The organism is Halomonas sp. MMSF_3323, from assembly GCF_030733595.1.
GTDB classification, from domain to species: domain Bacteria; phylum Pseudomonadota; class Gammaproteobacteria; order Pseudomonadales; family Halomonadaceae; genus Halomonas; species Halomonas litopenaei.
In genome coordinates this window covers 22,186-41,548 of the sequence record NZ_JASHIT010000021.1, presented here as the reverse complement: position 1 = coordinate 41,548, position 19,363 = coordinate 22,186, and the positions used below count along the sequence as shown (strand labels likewise).

Annotated in this window: 17 protein-coding genes and 2 riboswitches; of the genes, 10 read left to right on the top strand and 7 right to left on the bottom strand. The window is 64.3% G+C overall.

Going from position 1 to position 19,363, the window contains the following annotated elements:
- Positions 1-3 precede the first annotated feature (3 nt).
- The 3 genes from RBB39_RS12075 to RBB39_RS12065 all read left to right on the top strand — a co-directional run bounded on the left by RBB39_RS12075 (position 4) and on the right by RBB39_RS12065 (position 3,212).
- Positions 4-1,884: a copper resistance system multicopper oxidase gene (locus RBB39_RS12075; RefSeq protein ID WP_287165785.1), complete on the top strand. Its 1,881-nt coding sequence runs from the start codon at positions 4-6 to the stop codon at positions 1,882-1,884.
- Positions 1,885-1,897: 13 nt separating this feature from the next.
- Positions 1,898-2,668, top strand: a complete 771-nt coding sequence (locus tag RBB39_RS12070) for a copper resistance protein B (protein WP_108131727.1) — start codon at positions 1,898-1,900, stop codon at positions 2,666-2,668.
- A gap of 133 nt (positions 2,669-2,801) precedes the next feature.
- The gene (locus RBB39_RS12065; RefSeq protein ID WP_124802262.1) at positions 2,802-3,212 is read left to right on the top strand and encodes a hypothetical protein; all 411 of its coding nucleotides are present in this window, start codon (positions 2,802-2,804) and stop codon (positions 3,210-3,212) included.
- A gap of 85 nt (positions 3,213-3,297) precedes the next feature.
- Here RBB39_RS12065 and RBB39_RS12060 read toward each other — a convergent pair whose 3' ends face one another.
- The 5 genes from RBB39_RS12060 to RBB39_RS12040 form a co-directional block, all read right to left on the bottom strand.
- Positions 3,298-4,077, bottom strand: a complete 780-nt coding sequence (locus RBB39_RS12060; RefSeq protein ID WP_205254735.1) for a glutaredoxin — start codon at positions 4,075-4,077, stop codon at positions 3,298-3,300.
- A gap of 151 nt (positions 4,078-4,228) precedes the next feature.
- On the bottom strand, positions 4,229-5,059 hold the full coding sequence (locus tag RBB39_RS12055; RefSeq protein ID WP_306169116.1) for an SDR family oxidoreductase: 831 nt from the start codon (positions 5,057-5,059) through the stop codon (positions 4,229-4,231).
- Complete coding sequence (locus tag RBB39_RS12050; protein ID WP_306169115.1) at positions 5,047-5,817, bottom strand: TenA family transcriptional regulator; 771 nt, start codon at positions 5,815-5,817, stop codon at positions 5,047-5,049. The genes RBB39_RS12055 and RBB39_RS12050 overlap by 13 nt, the downstream gene beginning before the upstream one ends.
- Positions 5,814-7,457: an AMP-binding protein gene (locus RBB39_RS12045; protein ID WP_306169114.1), complete on the bottom strand. Its 1,644-nt coding sequence runs from the start codon at positions 7,455-7,457 to the stop codon at positions 5,814-5,816. The genes RBB39_RS12050 and RBB39_RS12045 overlap by 4 nt, the downstream gene beginning before the upstream one ends.
- Positions 7,450-8,193, bottom strand: a complete 744-nt coding sequence (locus RBB39_RS12040; RefSeq protein ID WP_306169113.1) for a thermostable hemolysin — start codon at positions 8,191-8,193, stop codon at positions 7,450-7,452. The genes RBB39_RS12045 and RBB39_RS12040 overlap by 8 nt, the downstream gene beginning before the upstream one ends.
- 164 nt (positions 8,194-8,357) lie before the next feature.
- Between RBB39_RS12040 and RBB39_RS12035 the strand changes: the two genes are divergently transcribed.
- From RBB39_RS12035 to RBB39_RS12025, 3 genes are all read left to right on the top strand, one after another.
- Positions 8,358-9,032, top strand: coding sequence for an SOS response-associated peptidase (locus tag RBB39_RS12035; protein ID WP_306169112.1), 675 nt, complete (start codon positions 8,358-8,360; stop codon positions 9,030-9,032).
- Between the two features lie 98 nt (positions 9,033-9,130).
- Positions 9,131-9,229, top strand: a riboswitch (TPP riboswitch).
- 47 nt (positions 9,230-9,276) lie between these two features.
- On the top strand, positions 9,277-10,086 hold the full coding sequence (locus RBB39_RS12030) for a 3-oxoacyl-ACP reductase (protein WP_306169111.1): 810 nt from the start codon (positions 9,277-9,279) through the stop codon (positions 10,084-10,086).
- A gap of 8 nt (positions 10,087-10,094) precedes the next feature.
- The gene (locus RBB39_RS12025; RefSeq protein ID WP_306169110.1) at positions 10,095-11,375 is read left to right on the top strand and encodes an LLM class flavin-dependent oxidoreductase; all 1,281 of its coding nucleotides are present in this window, start codon (positions 10,095-10,097) and stop codon (positions 11,373-11,375) included.
- A 115-nt stretch (positions 11,376-11,490) separates the two neighbouring features.
- Here the strand turns inward: RBB39_RS12025 and RBB39_RS12020 are convergent, their stop codons facing one another.
- The gene (locus RBB39_RS12020; RefSeq protein ID WP_108449909.1) at positions 11,491-12,936 is read right to left on the bottom strand and encodes a sodium:solute symporter family protein; all 1,446 of its coding nucleotides are present in this window, start codon (positions 12,934-12,936) and stop codon (positions 11,491-11,493) included.
- Between the two features lie 80 nt (positions 12,937-13,016).
- Positions 13,017-13,119: riboswitch (TPP riboswitch) on the bottom strand.
- A gap of 59 nt (positions 13,120-13,178) precedes the next feature.
- On the bottom strand, positions 13,179-13,967 hold the full coding sequence (locus tag RBB39_RS12015; protein WP_306169109.1) for a hypothetical protein: 789 nt from the start codon (positions 13,965-13,967) through the stop codon (positions 13,179-13,181).
- A gap of 171 nt (positions 13,968-14,138) precedes the next feature.
- Here RBB39_RS12015 and RBB39_RS12010 point away from each other — a divergent pair, with 171 nt between their 5' ends.
- The 4 genes from RBB39_RS12010 to RBB39_RS11995 all read left to right on the top strand — a co-directional run bounded on the left by RBB39_RS12010 (position 14,139) and on the right by RBB39_RS11995 (position 19,352).
- Complete coding sequence (locus RBB39_RS12010; RefSeq protein WP_306169108.1) at positions 14,139-15,818, top strand: diguanylate cyclase; 1,680 nt, start codon at positions 14,139-14,141, stop codon at positions 15,816-15,818.
- Between the two features lie 477 nt (positions 15,819-16,295).
- Positions 16,296-17,663 carry a TolC family outer membrane protein gene (locus tag RBB39_RS12005; RefSeq protein ID WP_286985200.1) on the top strand — a complete coding sequence of 456 codons (1,368 nt, stop codon included), beginning with the start codon at positions 16,296-16,298 and terminating at the stop codon, positions 17,661-17,663.
- On the top strand, positions 17,647-18,504 hold the full coding sequence (locus RBB39_RS12000) for a hypothetical protein (RefSeq protein WP_306169107.1): 858 nt from the start codon (positions 17,647-17,649) through the stop codon (positions 18,502-18,504). Before RBB39_RS12005 ends, RBB39_RS12000 begins: the two co-directional genes overlap by 17 nt.
- A gap of 44 nt (positions 18,505-18,548) precedes the next feature.
- Positions 18,549-19,352 (top strand): SapC family protein, encoded by an 804-nt coding sequence (locus RBB39_RS11995; protein ID WP_287165795.1) that lies wholly within the window; start codon positions 18,549-18,551, stop codon positions 19,350-19,352.
- Positions 19,353-19,363: the final 11 nt, after the last annotated feature.

Genomic DNA, 19,363 nt, shown 5'->3' with positions numbered 1-19,363 from the left:
CCCATGTCGACGACACTTCTACCGCCACATCGGCTATCACGACGAGGATTCATCAAGGGAAGCGCAGCCCTGGGAATCGGCACCGCCGCCCTCGGTCTGGCGCCTGCCTGGGCCAACCCCTGGGGACAGACTTCGAGTTACCCCAAGGGGGTGGAAAGCGGTCCGGATATCTCGCTGGCCATACGTCGCCAGAGCGTGCCCATCGCTGGCCAGTCTGCACGGCCGATTACCCTCAACGGCACCAGCCCTGGCCCCCTGATCCGGCTCAAGGAAGGGCAGGACGTGACGCTGCGGGTGACCAACCTGCTGGACGAGCCCACCTCGATTCACTGGCACGGCATTCTCCTGCCGCCTGAGATGGATGGCGTCCCCGGCGTGAGCTTTGCCGGCATCATGCCGGGCGAAACCTTTACCTACCGCTTTCCCCTCCGTCAAAGCGGCACCTACTGGTACCACAGCCACTCAGGACTGCAGGAGCAGATTGGCCATGTGGGCCCCCTGGTCATCGACGCCGAACAGCGCGAACCCTTTCGCTATGACCGCGAGCACGTGCTGCTGCTGACCGACTGGAGTTTCGAGGACCCCTCGACCATCTTCCACAACCTGAAGACCGGGGAGGGGTACTACAACTTCCAGGAGCGCACCCTGGGTGACTTCATCGCCGATGTGGACCGTCAGGGGCTCGCCTCCACCTGGGAAGCGCGTGCCATGTGGGGCCGGATGCGCATGAGCTCCCGTGATATCGCCGATGTTACCGGCGCCACCTACACCTATCTGCTCAACGGTCATTCACCCGATGACAATTGGACTGCCCTGTTTCGCCCCGGCGAGACGCAGCGGCTACGTGTCATCAATGGCTCCGCCATGAGCTACTTCGACGTGCGGATTCCGGGGCTCGAAATGACGGTGGTGGCGGCCGACGGCCAGCCGGTTCGGCCCGTGCCCGTCGAAGAGTTCCGCATCGGGGTGGCGGAAACCTATGACGTTCTGGTGACGCCGAAAGACGATGTGGCCTACACCATCTTTGCCGAGTCCATGGACCGAAGCGGCTTTGCCAGGGGGACCCTGGCGCCGCGTATGGGGATGGTGGCGCCGGTGCCGGAACGCCGACGTATCGCCGATCGAGGAATGGAGGCCATGGGAGCCCACGAGGGCATGGATCACGGCTCGATGGCCGGTATGGATCACTCGAGCATGGCGGGCATGGATCACGGCTCGATGGCCGGTATGGATCACTCGAGCATGACGGGCATGGATCATGGCTCGATGGCCGGTATGGATCACTCGAACATGGGCGGCATGGATCATGGCTCGATGACCGGTATGGACCACTCGAGCATGGCGGGAACGGATCACGCTCAGATGGACAGTACGGAGAGCGCCACTGGTACAGCCATGCTGCCGGTGGGCGTGGCGCAGCCAGGCTCCCGCCTCGATCAGCCTGGAATCGGCCTGGATGCCCGCGAGCGTCGTGTGCTGGTGTATCAGGACTTGAAGGCCATCGCGCCCTGGCCTGACCGTCGTCCTCCTGGTCGCGAACTCGAGCTTCATCTGACCGGTAACATGGAACGCTACATGTGGTCCTTCGACGGCAAGAAATTCAGTGAGGTCTCGGGGCCGATCCACTTCGACAAGGGCGAGCGTCTGCGCCTCATCCTGGTCAATCGCACCATGATGGAGCACCCGATCCACCTGCACGGCATGTGGATGGAGCTGGAGAATGGTGCCGGTGAGCTGATTCCGCGCAAGCACACCCTGAACGTCAAGCCAGGCGAGCGCCTTTCTGCACTGATCACGGCGGATGCCGAGGGCAGCTGGGCGTTCCACTGCCACCTTCTTTATCACATGGACGCCGGCATGTTCCGCGTCGTCAAGGTTGCCTGAGGAGAGATGACGCATGGAAATTCGTGTGGGCCGTATTTGCCTGGCAACGCTATCTGGTCTGGCATTGTCGTCGCTGGCGCTGGCTGAGGATGGCTACGACGCGCCAGATCACTGGCCGTCGCCCATGCAGGAGCATCTGCGTGGCTCGGTGCTGGTCGACCGTCTGGAATACGTCTGGCCGTCTGAAGACAGCGAGGCAGTAACCTGGGATTTTCAGGCCTGGTACGGAGGCGACGTTCATCGCGTCTACCTGAAGGGGGAAGGGAACAATACCCAAGGGGATGGCGAAGATGCGGAATTTGAATCGCTGGATCTGCTGTATAGCCGACTGATCGCCGACTTCTGGGAGCTACAGGGAGGGCTTGGCTACCAGGGCGGGCTTGGCAGCGATGACCATCCCGAGCGCTATTTCGGCGTGATCAGTCTGCAGGGGCTGGCGCCCTACCGGTTGGAAACCGAGCTGGATCTTCGTGTCAGTGACGATGGTGATACCTCCTTGAGTCTGGAGCAGGAATATGATCTGCGACTGACCCAGCGGCTTTATCTGCAGCCTCGCCTGGAAATGGAAGTGGCGTTCGATGATGCCGAGGAGTTCGGTGTAGGGGAGGGATTCAATTCCTTGCGCACCGGCCTGCGCCTTCGCTATGAGCTACATCGCAAGTTCGCGCCCTATATCGGCGCCTATTGGCAGAAACTTTATGGTGATACTGCCGATATGGCGCGTGATGAAGGCGATCAAGTGGAGGACACCGCAGTGGTTGCCGGGCTGCGCGTCTGGTTTTGATGCCTCTGCGCCTACGGTTGCCATTCAGGCCGCTGGCGGGATCTGCTTCACTACGCCGTTTTTCAATGTTTCAGCGTAGATTAAGCCAGATGACACATCATGAAGGTGCCAACATTCAAAGGAGGTAATCGTTATGAAATTGTGGCAACACATGATGGGTGTAGCTGTCCTCGTGGGCGTTTCTCTACCGGTATGGGCTGCGCAGGGCCATTCGCAGGAAGCCGAAATCTTGCGGCAAGGTGTGTCTGCCACCCAACAGCTTCGTGGTGCACCCGTGCGTTACCGGTTGCCGATCGAAGAGGAAGGAATGATCGTCGTCAGCAGTGAACATCTTGCCAGCGACTCGAGTCAGTCGATGAGTATCGAGGGAAGGCTGTATTCCCCCGCGGGGCAGCTGGTGGCCAGCGACGCGGACAACAACGGCCACTTCCTGCTGGAGGAGCCTGTCACTCCCGGAAACTATGAGCTTGAAGTGCGAGGCAGTGTGCTTGGCAGCGCCAATGAAAACAGTGGTCGCTACAGTCTGCATGTCGGCTTCGAATAAACGTTGCATCGTGCCAGAGAAAACCCGCCAGGCAATACCTGGCGGGTTTTTGCTACGCGTCTGGAACGGCCAGATCAGGCGCGCTCTACATCAGAAGTGCCTTGGCCGGCATCCACAGGCCCATCAGCAGCATGATCAGGTTCTCGCTCAGGGAAACGAAGCCCAGGGGAACGTTGCTGTTGCCGCCGACGCAGGCGCACTTGAGTTCGCGCTTGTCGATGTAGACCGCCTTGAACACCGAAATGGCCCCCACGGTACCGATGAACAGGGCCACAGGCGCGGCGATCCAGATCAGGCTGCCTGCCAGCATCAGTATGCCGGCCAGTGTTTCGGCGTAGGGGTAGATGTAGCCGTAGCGTACATCGCGTTGGGCCAGCAGGTCGTAGTTGAGAAACATGGTGCTGAAGCTTTCCACGTCCTGCAGTTTCTGCAGGCCCAGCAGAACCATGGCCGAGGCGACGGCGAACTCGATGGTGCGCACTGAGACCAGCGACTGGCCGGACACCCAGCCCACCGCCAGGCCGATCAGCAGGGCCGTGGCGAAGATGGCGATGACAGGACGGTAGCTGACTTCCTTGTCGCCGGGCACGCTCATGCCGAGGTAGCGGCGCAGTTCCTCGTAGCCGCCGATGCGCTCGTCGCCGATGTACACCTGGGGTGTGGTGTCCACGTCGGCTTCCTGCTTGAAGCGGTCGATGGCTTCACGTGATGTCAGGGTGTGGTCGTCGACCTGGTAGCCCTTGCGCTTGAGCAGCGACAAGGTCTTGAGGCCGAAGGGGCAGAGGTGCTCCGCGGTCTTCATACGATAGAGGCGGGCAGTGCTGGATGAGGCCCGCTGCGCCGGGCTTGCTGTGTTCGTGCTCATTTCCTCTCCCTGTGGTGGTTGAGAAAAGCCCAGGCAGGCCAGGGTGGTGGCCCCTGAAGCTTCCGTCACTACTATGCAAGTTCGAGCATCTCCACCACAGACTAAAACCCTTGTGCAGCACAAGGGTCAAGGCGATACGGTCATCGGCTGGTCAGTCCTGGATAACCTGCGCAGGGGGATCCAGGTGGCGGGATATATCGGCTCGGGACCGGGCGATAGCGCGATCGACGAGCTTGGGGGCGATGGCGTTGATCAGCGCGAACAGGCGCTCCTTGCCGCCGATGACGGCGCGACGCTGGCCTCTTGTCAGCTGCTTGATGATGGCATCGGCCACGCGCTCGGGGCTGTCCACGGTATTGCCCAGGGCCTCGTTCATGGCCTCGGCGTCGGGGCCGTTCATGGCAGTCCGGGTGGCGCGGGGGGCCAGGTACTGCACCCGGACCGGGGTGTCTTCGAGCTCCCGGGACAGCGCTTCGGCGAAGCCCTTGAGGCCGGCCTTGCTGGCGCAGTAGGCGACATAGCCCGGGTGGCCGATATGCCCCAGCAGTGAGCCCACGAACAGCAGGTTGGCGCTGGGTTGGCCGAGAAACAAAGGCAGCAGGGCCTGGGTCAGCAGCAGGGTCGAGGTCAGATTGGTATCGAGTACCCGGGTGACGTCGTCTGGCGAGGTTTCGCGAAACCAGCCGAGATGATTGATGCCGGCCAGGTGGACCAGCGTCGAAGGGCGCTGCTCGGGTGCTGCCTGACTTAGCTGGTCGAGTAGCCGCTGGCGGCCCATCGCGGTGGTCAGATCGACGCCAGCGACGAGGGTGTGTCTCGAGGCAGCCTTGCCAAGCTCGCCCGCCAGGGCGCTGAGCTTGCCCTCATCACGCCCTGCCAGCCACAGGCTGGCGCCTTCGGCGTCAAGCCGCTTCACCAGCGCCGAGCCGATGCCGCCAGTGGCGCCGGTCACCAGAATCCTGCGCTCGCTCAGTGATGGCATGAGTTTGCCTCCAGCGCTTCGTCCGTCCAGTGCTCGGCGTCTCGCAGGGCGGCGTCATGGACCGCGCCATAGAGGCGATAGAAGGCACGGGCCGAATGGATGATCTGGGCCTGCTCCTCGGTGTCGGTGATGGTGTCCATCAGTTCGGCGAAGAAGGCCATATGGGAGATGTCCAGTTCGCCGTGGGAAAACAGGTAGTGGAAGGCGTCATCGGTCAGGCCCAGGCTATCGCGGATGGCCCTGCCGGCGGCGCTGGCCGCCGAGGTGCTGGTACCCTCGAGCACCAGCACCATGCCGAACATGGCCAGCGGATGGCGCCGTCTGATGCTGTCGTAGGCGTAGGACACCATCCATTCCGTCTCGAACAGCGGTGGGCGTGAACGCGCGTGGTGCCGATCGACGCCGGTGGACTCGAGGTCATCGAGTATCCAGTGTTCGTGGCCCTTTTCCTCGTCGATGTACTCGGCGATGGCCATGCGCAGGTTGTCGCGCAGCACGAAGTTAGGAGCGGACAACTCGGCGTCGCAGGCCATCATCAGTGAGACAGTGTGGCGCACATGGTGATAGGCCTGGGCGAGAAAGGCGCGATATTCGGGCAGCGTGATCTTGCCACCCTGGGCGCGCCCGATCAGTTCCCCTCCCATCAAGGCTTGGCGTTCGTCTTCGGTGGCAGCGAGCAGGTGGCGGTAGAAACCGTCGGGCTTGCCGTTGTCGACAGGTGGCGAGGCGACGTTCGGGGTATCGGTCAGCGTGTTCATGGGGGTGGGGGGTCCTGTGGGTATGAAGGGAGGCCGTCGGCGGCGGAGGAAAGCGCTGCTGACACCTGCTCATGGCCAGGGAAGGTTCTGGCGACAAGCCGCTCGATGTCGCAGCGACGGCGGAGCTGAATGCTGGCCCGGCGCAGGCGTCCGTTGGCGGTCAGTTCGTTGCTGGCGATCGACAGCGGCTCGGCGACGCCTGGCAGTTGCCGCATCAACGACTGCCAGCCGCGGACCCTGGCGTAGTCGGGCAGGCGCTGATTGAGCGCGGTGATGTGGGCTTCCAGGCGGGGTGCCGGGATAGCGGCTGAAGGGCTGAGGAGCGCCAGCACCCCCGGCAAGCCTTCGCCGAAGACGAAGGCACGATCGATACCGTCGATGAGCTCGAGCTCCGCCTCGAGCCACTCGGGACAGAGATTGCGTCCGTTCGACAGGATGATGACGTTGCGCTGACGCCCGTCCAGGCGCCAGTGACCGTCCGCCAGGCGGTGGCCGAGATCTCCGCTGGGCCAGGGCATCTCGGTTGATGGAAGGTGATGATCGGACCCTAGGTAGCCGAGCATGCGACGACCGTGGACCAGCAGTTGACCCTGCTCATCGGTGCTCAGGCGCAATCCCTTGAGGGGGCACCCGACACGGCCATCCTGGGGCTCGTCCGGGCGGCTCAGACAGACCACCGAGCCCATCTCGGACATGCCGTAGCCCTGGGCAACGGGAAGCCCACATGCGATGGCCTGATTCAGCAGCGACGGGGAAACGTATCCGCCGCCTACCGCTACCAGTGATAGCGCCGTCGCCCAGTCTGGACGTCGTGCCGTTTCGCTGACTTTGGCGGCGAGGGCACAAAGTGGCCTGAGCAGCGCCGGCACCAGAATCAGGCTGTCGGGTCGGCGCTTGGCCAGCCAGCGTTGCCACTGGTCGGGGTCTAGCGTACCGCTGCCATGTAGCCCGGTAAGATCGGGCGTATCGATAACGATCGTGGCTCCTCGCCAGAGCGCGAAGAGTGCGCCGGCCAGATGTTCGAGCAGCACCGCCATGGGCAGCACCACGCCGTGACGATGGAGGGGAACACCTGCAAGGCGCTGTTCCAGCCCTTCAATGACCGACTCGAGATGAGGCCCGGACAGGCAGACCCCCTTGGGGGTGCCGGTGGTACCGGAGGTAAAGGTGATCAGTCGCGTTCCGTCCGGCAATGGTGCGGGCGTCGAGGGGCGCCGGAACAAGGCGATGGACAGGCCGGCCGGAGCGTCGAGTGGCTGGCGCTTGAAGTCGTTTGCGCGGGCAGACGGCAGCCAGGCGTCCAGCGGGCTGTCCTGCGCGATCAGAAGCCCGTCCAGCCCGGTGGTATCGAGCAAGTGGTTGAGCTGTTGTTCGCTGAAAAATGCAGGTATCGGGGTGATCGGCAGGCCAGCCCGCCAGGCAGCGAGCTGGGCGACCAGCCAGCCAGGAGAGTTGTGACCCAGCAGGCCCAGGTGAGAAACGCCCGACTGCTCGAGTTGGTGCGCGACAGCGTCGGTGGCGGCCTCCAGTTGCCGGGCGGTAAGTCGGATGTCGGCGCCATCCGGGGATTGCCCGATCAGGCTCTCCACATCCGGCGACAGCCTCGCCCTTTGGCGCAGGCGCTGGTGTAGCCTATCCATGGGGCATGTCCCCGGCCGCCGAGCAGGCGTGGACATGGGGTAGCGCCGGTACGGGATCTGCCGCCTCCGGGGCAAGCTGTGCTGCGCCGGCGAGAAGCAAAGCGCCGAGCGGAGTGGCGCGCATGCTGTTGGCCACCTCGAGGGGGCGAATCACCACGACCCTGGGGTCCCGCTCGTAATACCGTCCCCAGTCCACAGGGTTGTCCAGGCAGTGGCGATGGGCGCGACCGATCGTGTGCATCTCGATGCCGAGTCGGGCGAGGCCGTTGCGCACGTCCCTGGACGCCGTCACCACCAGCCAGTCGATGCCCAGTCGCTCGAGCACCACCACCAGCGACAGCATCAGCCGTCGGCCGGCGCCTGGCGATGCGCTGGCCAGGGCGCCGACCTCCATGACCTGGTGGCGCGGCGGCGCAAGGTCGCAGAGGCCACGAGTGGCGAGCACCATCTCGACAGGTGCCTCGAGGTAGTGTTCCACCATGAGAGGGCCTTCATCGGCACGCCTGAGCCCCGTGGTAGCGACCAGCGCGCCATGGTGGTCTCGCAGTGTCAGCAAGCGCTGGTAGGGGTTGCTGATGGAGGCATTGTGATGGAGACGATAGACGTCGGAGATGAAGGCGTTTGCCTCACCCAGCCGCTCCGGGGACGCCCAGCATAGTCCCGAGGGCATGTCCGGCTCGGGAGCATCCGTGTGGGCTGTCGTCTTCGAGGCCGATGCTGCGATTGCCGGGGCCATGTCATCGCGTCCTTGAAAGAGGAGTTGATGGCAAGGCTAGGCTGCCTAGCTTAGCGAAAACTTAACGTTCGCAGATGACTAACCCGCAGCGGGCAGGGCAGGCCGATGGGGGCGCAACAGATGGTGCTAGGCTGATCCTGCAGGGTCCGGTAACGGAGGTAACCATGTGCGGCCGTTTCGCCTGTTACACACCTTTTGCTCAGCTGGCGGCGCTGATGCGCTTGCCGGTGGCGCCGCGCCTGCCCGAGCAGGAGCCGCAACCTCGCTACAACGTCGCGCCAGGCACCTGGATCACGTCCCTCGCCATGGAGGGGGAGGGCGTACCTTCCTTTGCCTCGATGTGGTGGGGCTATCGACCCCACTGGGCCCAGGCCGGGTCGCCGGAGCCGATCAACGCCACCGTGGAGAAGGTCGCCACCTCGCGCTATTTTCGTGGGGCCTTTGCCCGCCATCGCTGCCTGGTGCCGGCGGACGGCTGGTACGAGTGGCTGCCGGGCGAGACCGGCAAGCAGCCCTATTTTTTATGTCGTGAAGATCGCGCGCCGCTGTGGCTGGCGGCAATCTTCAGTGAAAGGGCTGACGGCAGGCCGGGCCTTGCCATCCTTACCGAACCTGCCCGGGGCTGCGCGAGTCAGGTGCACGCCCGGATGCCGCTGGCGCTGGACGACGGCAGCCTTGAACCCTGGCTCGATCCTGCCCTGAGTGATCGCCACGTCATGCGCCAGACGGTGCGGCATCTACCCGCTGGCGCCTTCGAGGCATGGCCGGTCTCGACCAGGGTCAATCGGGCGGGAGAGGAAGGAAGTGACTTGATGCAAGCCGTCCAGGCACCGGGCTGACCGTCGGGTCTGAAGCGCCCATCTGCATGCCCTGGCTGCGGTGATGTTCCAGGTGCTGCGCGGCTTGTCCGTCCCGCGCCGATGGGCTAAGGTCGAAGGCGCATGGCACGGGGTGTCCCGCACGATAGCGGGGCTGAGAAACACCCGTCGAACCTGATCCAGTTCATACCGGCGAAGGGATGTCAGCGCAGTCGTCAGTCCAGGGGTCGGCGTGCGTTCCTCGCCTCGACCAAGGACCCGCCAGATGACCCTTTCCGACGCCTCACCCGCTACCTCCGCAAGCCCGCCCGCGCTTCCCATTTGCCGCCAGCTGGTCGTCGTCACCGGCGCCGGACGTGGCCTCGGCGTCAGCCTGGCGCGCAGTTTCCTCGAGCAGGGCGCGCGGGTGGTGGTCAACTATCGACGCAGCGAAGAGGGCGCCAACGCGCTGGTAGCCGACTATCCCGAGCAAGCCTTGGCAGTGGCCGCCGACGTCTGTGATCGCAGCGCGGTCGATACCATGTTCGCGCGTGCCCGCGAGCACTTCGGTGCGCCGGTCACCACCTTGATCAACAATGCGCTGCCGGACTTCGCCTTCAACGGCGACGCCCGCCCCGGTCCCGACGAGCTGACCTGGGAGCACCTCGACCATCAGCTTCAGGGGGTTGCCCGGGGGGCGCTGAACACTGTGCAGGCGGCGCTTGCTGGCATGCGTGAGGCCGGCTTTGGTCGCATCGTCAATATCGGTACCAACCTGTTCCAGAACCCGGTGGTGCCCTACCACGACTACACCGCCGCCAAGGCGGCGCTGCTGTCGCTGACGCGCACCCTGGCCCACGATCTGGGCCCGGACAACATCACCGTGAACATGATCTCCGGGGGCCTGTTGCGCACCACCGATGCCTCCCGCGCCACGCCGGAGGCAGTGTTCGATCTGATCGCCGCCAGCACACCGCTGAGACGGGTGACCACGCCGCAAGAGTTTGCCGACGCTGCGCTACTGTTCGCTTCGCCCTGGTCGCGAGCGGTCACCGGCCAGAACCTGGTGGTCGACGGCGGACTGGTGAAGGACTGATGGCCAGCATGCACCTTAATCTGTTCATCATGGGCTGCGGCCACCACAAGGCGGCCTGGCGTCATCCCCGTTCCAGCGTCGAGCGCCTGGCCGATATCCGCTACTACGAAGAACTGGCGCGGCTCGCCGAGCGGGGTCGCTTCGATGCGGTGTTCTTCGCCGATGGTCACGCCGCGGGCAACGTCGCCGACGGTCCGCTGTGGACCCTGGAACCGCTGACCATGCTGGCGGCCATGGCGCGGGCCACCGAACACATCGGGCTTATCTCGACCGTCTCTAGCACCTTCTATACGCCGTTTCACGCTGCGCGCATGCTGGCCTCGCTGGACCATATATCCGGCGGACGCCTGGGCTGGAACCTGGTGACCTCGATGTTCAACAGTGAGGCGCGCAACCATGGGCTCGAGGCCATGCCGAGCCACGCCGAGCGCTATGCCCGGGCGGAGGAATTCGCCAATACTATGCTGGCGCTGTGGGACTCCTGGAGTGACGACGCCCTGGTGAGGGATCGCCAGGGCGATTACGTCGACGCCAGCCGGGTCGGTCCCATCCATCATCACGGCGAGCACTTTCTGGTGGATGGCCCGCTGACGGTGCCGCGTCCGCCCCAGGGCCACCCGGTGCTGTTCCAGGCAGGCGCCTCGGATCAGGGCCGTGACCTGGCCGCGCGCTACGCCGAGGCCATCTACGGGGTGGCCTACGATCTGCCCTCCGCCCAGGCCTACTACAGCGATCTTCAGGCCCGGGTAAAGGCCGCGGGCAGACCGAAGGTCGCGATCTTGCCGGGACTCGTCACCTACGTCGGCTCCACCGAAGAGGAGGCCAGACGCAAGCAGCGGGAGCTCGACGAACTGTTGCCGGTGGACAGCTCCCGGCGCCAGTTGAGTCAGTTCATCGGTCAGGACGTGAGCGACTGGGAATTGGATGCCCCAGTACCCGAGCTGCCGCCACTGGAGGCCTTCAACGGGCCCAAGGGGCGCTACGCCACGATTCTGCGGATCATCGAGAGCGAACGACCGACGCTGCGCCAGTTGCTGGGACGGCTCGCCGCCGGTGGCGGCCACTGCACCATGGTCGGCACCCCGGAGCGTATCGCCGACGAGATGCAGCGCTGGGTCGAGCAGGGCGGGGCGGACGGCTTCAACCTGATGCCGCCGTCGCTGCCGGACAGCATCGAGGACGTGGTCGAACAAGTGGTACCGGAACTGCAGCGCCGCGGGCTGTTTCGACGCGAGTACCAGGGCCGCACCCTGCGCGACCACCTGGGGCTGGCGCGTCCCGGGCGCTGATGAGCCGGAACTGCCAAGGCCCTTGATCGCCAGGCCTTGAAACCACAACAGCGGGACGCGTCAGCACGTCCCGCTGTTTTTTATCACGCCTTGCCAGACTGTCAGCGTGGCGGTGTCAGCTCTGGAAACGCCGCACCAGGCTGCCCATGCGGGTGAAGTCATAGTCCTGGCGGGATGGCAGCAGCTTCATCAGCACCAGCGAGACCAGCACCGGCACGAAGGCCGCCAGCAGGAAGGATTCCAGCAGGGTGGCGGTACCGCCGCTGGGGGACGGGAACATCGCCAGCCCGGCGACCAGACCTGCAGCGGTGCTGAGGACCGCGTTGCGCCCGTCGTAGCGGCGATTGAACAGACCGAAAAACACTGGGAAGGCCGCCGCCGAGCACAGCAGGTCCGCCAGCAGGAACAGATAGAGCACGCTGTAGCCCTGGGCCGCCACCCAGGTCACCGGCACCGCTGCGGCGACGATCAGCCAGCGTGCCAGGCGCATCAGGGTGGCTTCGCTGGCCTGGGGCAGCAGCCGGTGCATGTCGACGGCGATGATGCTGGAGGTGGCGTTGACGGTGGTGTCGGCGCTGCTCATCACCAGGGCCAGACCCAGCGGAATCAAGGCCAGGGCGAACCACAGCGGCACCTCGGACAGCAGCACGCTGAACAGCGCCACCGAACCGTCTCCCTCGAGCCCGAGGCCGACGAAGGCCAGGCCGAACAGGCCCATCAGCACGATCACCGGAAAGTTGAACAGCCCTGCGATCCAGAAGCCCCGCCGCAGCACCTTGCTGTCCCGGGCGGCGTAGATGCGCTGCCAGGTGCCCTGGTAGAACAGGCCGGTCAGCATCACCGCGATAAAGAACGTCAGACCGGCACGCAGGCCACCGGCATCGGTGACATCCAGCAACTGGGGCGCACGCTCCTGCAGGCCCTCGAGCGTCGGCGCGACGCCGCCGGCGGCCTGCCAGCCGAACACCAGCAGCAGCGCCAGCAACGGCAGGATCACCAGCATCTGTACCTTGTCGGTGAAGATGGTGGTGCGCAGGCCGCCGTAGAAGGTGTAGAGCAGGGTCGCGATCATCACCACGCAGGCGGTCAGCCACAGCGGGATCGGCGCCAGCAGGGTGACCATATGGGCGATCGCGGTGAGGCCTGCCGCCAGCGAGATGAACAGATAGAACAGCATGATCGTCAGGGTGAAGGCGTACATGGTGCGCCCGTAGCGATGGATCACGAACTCGGTGAGGCCGTGGCCTTCGGGGATCAGCTCACGCATGCGTCGTCCCAGCGGGATCATCACCAGGCGCGGGACCATGGAACCCAGCGCATAGCCCAGTACCGCGCCGATGCCGCCCCAGGTGGCCGCCTGGGCGGGGCCGAACAGGATCCAGGTGCCCAGGGTGGTGGCCACCAGGGTCAACACCGTGGCGCGGGTGTTCTGGCTGTTGCGAGCCGAGATGTAGTCATCCAGGCCGCCCTGACGACGTCGGGCATAGATCAGGCCGGGGATGGCAAAGATGGCGGCGCACAGCAGAAGCCACAGCGCCGTCCAGGTGGGATCGAGCATCATCGAAAGAAGACCTCTTTCTTGTCGTTGTCCGCAGGGACCGGTGGACAGGCGGGACGAGCGGCGGACAGGAAGAAAGAGGAGATAACGCAACCATCCTTCCCTTCGCCGGCATGACCCGGATCAGGTTCAAAGGGTTACCGCGTGATGCGGAATCTCAGCCGTCAGGCTCCCCCAGGAATGCGCACAGCGTAGGACCGCCTCCGATGGCTGTCAATTGGCGCTTTGGCCGCAGCGACGGGGCGTCAGACGGTGGGCGAGGTGCGGAGGCTGTGCCAGCCATCGTAAAGCCAGTTTGCCGCTCGGCTTGGATCGATGTCAGCCATCGCCAGATAGCCATGACAGCAGGCCTCGCGGCTCGCTCGCACAATGGTCGAGGCGTCGGTGGCGTCCATCACCAGGGTGCGTCGGTGCCCGCCGCCGCCGCGCAGGAAGGGGGCCGCGGGAGCGCGCTGGAACTCGACGCCTGCCGGCAGGGGCGCTGTCGAGTGATGCGTGTCGGGGTGGTCTGGGGCGCACAGGATGACCTCGAAGCCGAGCCGTTGTCCCTGGCGCGCCAGGTCGGCATTGACCGGGGCGTGGCCGGTCAGCACCAGACGCAAGGCCGGCTGGATCAGCACCTCGACGACGTCGTCGCCGATCTGGACCAGCGGACTGGTTGGCGTGGGTCGCTGCAGGTTCATGGACGTACTGCCCAGGCTGACGCGGCGGATCAGCGATGGCTGGCCGGCGAGCGTTGCATGGATGACCTCCAGGTGCACCAGGGTCTCGCTGCTCGGTGACAGGCGCTCGACCAGGCAGGGGGTGCCATCGTTGGCGTTGTTGTCGATATTGACCAGGCAGGCGCCGCCGTCCCGGGCCTGGGACAGCAAGATGGGCTGTCCGGCGTACCTGGGGCCATCGGCATCGCTGGTGACGCTCAGGTGGGGGAAGGCGGGAGCAGGGGTGTCCAGGCGTGTGCACAGCCAACTGGTATCCCCGCGATTGGCCAGCGTCAGGGCGTGTTCGATGGCGACAAGGTCCTGGTGGTTCATGGGCAGCTCCCGCGGCGGTGTCGGCGACGCCAGCATAACGTGGAAGCGGGCAAGCGAAATAATCCGGCATCTATAAGCATCTTTTCATAGGCTAGAGAAGACGGCACGCGAGCCGCCAGGGTATTGACCTGCTGCCGGTCCAGGGCAGGGCTTACGCAAGGAGATGTCCTCATGGAGCGTTTTGCCTGGGTGGAAGAGGCATTGGTGTCGTCCGGAACGGTGCTGGTACGCCTGACGCCGGAGTTGCAGGTGCACGACGTGGTCGGTGATGCCGTGCGCGTGCTGGGCGAGCCTGGAGAGGTCTGGATCGGGCGGGGGCTGGCAGAGCTGCCTGGCGAGGCCGCGGCGGTCGCCGAAGCCTGGGTCTCCCGGGGTGCCGTTCACGCTGCCAAGCCTTCGATGCCGCTGGAATTGGGCGATGGTAGCTGCTGTCGCCTGGCCGATGGTGGGCTGGTGCTGCGACTGTCGGCTCGGCAGAAGGCAAGCCGCGGTGTCATCGCGCGGATGGCCGACCACCTGCCGGTGATGGTGGCCTACGTCGACCGCGACTTCTGCTTCCGTTTCAACAATCGTGCCTACCTCGACTTCATCGGCCTGCCTGCCGAGGCGCTGATGGGGCAGCCGGTGTCTTCGGTGCTCGATGCAGACTCCTACGCCAAGATCCGGCCACGTTTTGATCTGGCGCTGGCGGGGCAGGAGGTCAGCTACGAGGATTCCCTGGCGCTCCAGGACGGTCGCCAGATCTACTTCAAGGTCCATTATTTGCCGGACCTGGTGGAAGATGAGGTGATGGGCTTCTACGCCATCATCCAGGACGTCTCCGAGTATCGCTCGATGATCCAGCTGTTGCGGGATGTCCATACCGGGGTAAATCGCACCGATATCGGAGTATCAGAGATCGTCGACATGCTGCTGCGTGACGCCTTGAGCTACCTGAGGCTGGATATCGCGCTGGTCAGTCAGGTCGAGGGGGAGTGTTACACGGTTCGCTGGGCGGCCTCGGATAATGCGCCAGTAGGGGCCGGCGACAGCTTTGCACTGGGTGACACCTACTGTCGGCTGACCCTCGACGCCGATGACGTCTTCCATACCCACCGCGCCGGTCAGGACGAGCGAGTCAAGGGCCACCCCTGCTACGAGAACTTTCAGCTGGAGACCTATATCGGTGCACCGCTGCGGATCCAGGGCAAGGTCTGGGGGACGCTGAACTTCTCCAGTCCGTCGGCGCGGCGGCACGCCTTCAGCGAGGTCGACATCGAGTTGGTCCGACTACTGGTCGGGGCCGTCGAACGTGTCATTTCCAACGAGATGGAGGTCGAGCGTATTCGCCTCGAACGTGATCAGCTGGAAGACCAGGCGATGACCGATGCCTTGACCGGACTCCCCAATCGAAGCCAGCTGGATCGCCACGTCACCCGCCTGATCGAGGAATGCGACAGTGGCGGGATGGTGTTCTCGCTGGCCGCGGTCGATATCGACTTCTTCAAGCAGGTCAATGATGGTTTCGGTCATTCGGCCGGTGACCAGGTGCTCACCTGGCTGGCGCAAACAGTAGCCAACTGCCTGCGTGATGGCGATCTGGTGGCGCGCACCGGCGGCGAGGAATTCGTGGTGGTCATGCGGCGCACCGCCTTGCCCGAGGCGATCAAGGCGGCCGAGCGGGTGCGTCGTGCGGTGGAAGGGGGGGAAATCACCCTGTCGGATGGACAGACGATTCGCATCACCATCAGCATCGGTGTCAGTCAGTATCGCAAGGGGGAGGGGTTTGCACCGCTGTTCGAGCGCGCCGACCGGCGCCTGTACAGCGCCAAGCGTAGTGGTCGCAACCGCATTGCCAGCCTGGATGAATAGTGCCCAGGTATCGCCAGGTGCAGCGTTGTCATCGCTGACGTAGGGCTTTGCTCGTGCTGACGGATCAGGCCGAAAGGTCTGCTTTGGTTGGCTGAGTGATCTCAGGCGTCTTGGTCGAGGTTGCAGCGGCTGGCAGGCCCTGGCATCACCTTCCCATAACGGGATTTTCACCACACCCTCGGCCCCGAAGAGTGCCTCCTGCCTAGGCGTAGTTCCTGAACTTTCCAGGTTTCAATGTGTTACCCGATTCCCTTCGGTGGCGGAATGCGATAGCGGGTATGAACTTTCTCATCTTTTGCGATGTGGTTTCCTACTGCGTCGATACTGCGTTGATCATGTTGCCTGCAAAAGAGTAGATAGGAGCTGTGTTCCTACAAAAGATGTGGGTAATATCGTACATCCGTTGTTAATAAAATATTACAAAGCAGTTGCGTAATGCCGGTGTTTGTCCCACCGGTGCGCAGGGGAAAAATCATCATGCATCTCAACAAGCTTGCGTTCGGCCTGGCGTTGGGCGGGTGGGCGTGCCTGCTTGCTCCGTCCGTGCTGGCAGAAAGTCTGCTGGAACTTCACGAGCTCGCGGTGGACAGCGATCCTCAGTTTCAGGCCGACTTTCATGGTAAGCAGGCCACCGATGAGCGTTACTATCAGGCGCGCTCAGCGCTGCTGCCGCAGATCAATGTCAATGTCGAGCGCAGCGAGATCTCCCAGGACATCGTCAGTACCGACAACGAGGTCTACGGCAGCGGCAGCACGTCCTACCCGACCACCGTCTACGGTGTCTCGCTCGAGCAGTCGATCTATGACTATTCCCGCTGGGCAGCCTTTGGCCAGGCCAAGCTGGAGATCCAGCAGGCCGCGTCCGAGCTCGAGGTCTCGCGCCAGGATCTCTACCTGCGGGTGGCCGAACGCTACTTTGCGGTACTCGCCCTTTCGGAAAACCTGAGTTTCCTGCAAGCCGAAAAGAAGCAGGTCCAGACCAATCTCGAGCAGGTCAGGGCGCGTTTCGAGGACGGTTTGATTCGCGAGATCGATCTGCTCGACGCCCAGGCGCGCTTTCTGCAGGTCGAGGCGCGGGAGCTGGACGTGGCCAACCGTCTGCGCGATGCCCTCAATGCCCTGGCCGAGGTCAGCGGCGTGCGTCCGGTGGAGCTTAGCCTGGTCGATGAGGACCTGACGCTGGCGAGCCCAGAACCGTCGTCAGTCGAGGCCTGGATCGAGCTGGCGATGCAGCGCAATCCTCGTCTATCAGCCGCACGGCTGGCGGTGGAAGTGGCCAATCAGCAGGTCAAGGTGAGTCGTGGTGGTCACTATCCGACCCTCGATCTGAGTCTCGACTACGACAACGACGAGACCGAGGGCTCATTGTTCGGCGGCGGCAGCGAGGTCGAGACCCAGACCATTCGGGTCGGCCTCGATGTGCCGGTCTACAGCGGTGGGCGAGTGTCGTCGGAGGTGCGCGAAGGAACCCGTCTGATCGAGGCAGGGCAGGCTCGACTCGAACAGGTGCGGCGAGAACTCGACCGCGAGATACGTGCGGCCTTCGAGGGTATCGTCACCGCCATGTCCCGGGTCAGGGCTCTGAGCGAGTCCTTGAGCGCCAACCAGCGCATCGTCGAATACCGCCAGGTGGCCTATGAATCCGGTGTCATGCCGGTGCTCGAACTGCTCGACGCCGAGCGCGATCTGTTCTTCGCCCGCAGCGAACTTGCCAGTGCGCGCTACGACTACCTGATCAGCGTGCTGCGGCTGAAGCATGCCGCCGGCGTCATCAATGGCGAAGACCTGGCGGAGATCGACGCCCATATGAATGACCGGATGGACCTCCTTGCCTTCCAGCACTGAACCCCGGCCCTTCGCCGAGCGTCAGGCGTTGATCGAGTCCTGGCTCGATAGCCTCGCGCGTCCCTACAGTGCCGAGCGCTCGGTCAAGTGCGCTCCCGCCCGCTGGGCGCATCAGCGCAGGCTCTACAGTGTGCCGCTCGAGGGCGTTGACGCCGACGATCTGGCGGTGCGCCTCGAGGGGTTGCTGGAGTCGCTGGCGCTGGCGCCTGGCGACCGGAGGGCCTTCGTCGCCGGACTGTCGACGCAGACGATGGCGCACTATCTGCATCTCGGGCTGGAGGCCGCGACCACCAAGGTGTACTGGGAAGCGCCGCTGCCGGACAAGGCCCTGCCGGGGCGTCGCTTCCCGCTGTACCAGGCGTGGAAGTGGCGCCCTGGCGTCGACGCCAGTGTCTCCGACTATGTCCTGCTCGAGAGCGCCGAGGCGGTGCGCCATGCATTGGCGAGCACGCTTGCGGCGATGCCCCCGCTCGTCGGTGACGTGATCGAACAGCTCGAGGTCAGCCACGCGCTGGCACGAAAGCCCTGGCCACCGTTGACCGTGAGGATCGAGGAACGGCGCCAGGGTCGCGATACCGGTCGTGATTCCCTCAATCTGCATCTACATCCGGCCGAGATACGTCTGGGCGAACTGGCGGGCCTTTTGTTGTCGCTGGCTCGCGAGTGGCGCTGTACGTCGCGCGCACAGGCGATCGAGTGGATCGCCGCCCACGGCGACAAGCCGCTGAGCAACCTTTCTCTGGGGTTCGATGCGAAAGGCGAACCCTTCGTGACCTTCTACCACGGGGTGACACTGGTCTCCCCGACTTCCACCGGCGCGCTGGCCGCGCAATGGCGCTGACGTCCAGGCCCAGGGACGACACTCAAGTACTAGAGGACTCTTTCATGGCGACTCAACTTCTTATCTATCGCAACGTTCAGCCGATCACCCGCGACAAGCATGGCGAGCTGTCGCTCAAGGTCGGCAAGGACTTCGGCTTTGCCAGCGGGGTGAACTCGGTGCCGCTGATGGCGGCCGAATTTCCGACCGCCGCCACCGACCTGCCGATCGTCTTCACCCAGGCCGACGACGGGGTGCTGCCGGTCGCCGTGCTGGGACTCGAGCAGGACCAGAATCTGCTGGTGGACCGTGAAGGCCAGTGGCGCGGTGAGTACGTGCCGGCCTTCTTCCGCCGCTATCCCTTCGTGTTTGCCTCCGCCGACAACGACAAGACCTTCACCCTGTGCATCGATGATGACTACGAAGGGCTCAATCGTGACGGTCGCGGCGAGCGCTTCTTCGACGCCGACGGTGAGCAGACCCAGTACCTGGGCAAGGTGCTGGACTTCCTTCAGGACTATCAGGCGCACTTCCAGCGCACCCGCGCCTTCTGCGCCCGTCTGGTCGAGCTCGACCTGCTCGAGTCGGTCGAGGCCCAGATTCGCTTGCCGGAAGGTGGTCAGCGCACCCTGACCGGCTTCCAGGCGGTCAACCGTCAGAAGCTCAAGGCGCTGCCTGAGGACAGCCTCAAGGCGCTGCTGGACAGTGACGAACTGGAGCTGCTCTACGTCCACCTGCAGTCGCTGCGCAATCTCAATCGACTGAGCCGTCAGGCGCAGGGTGGTTCGCGGCTGGGTGCTCTGGCCAAGGGCGACCCCGCCGAGGAGGCGGTCGCGTCCGACGCCGAACAGGACACTCCCGTTCACTGATCGACCGAGAT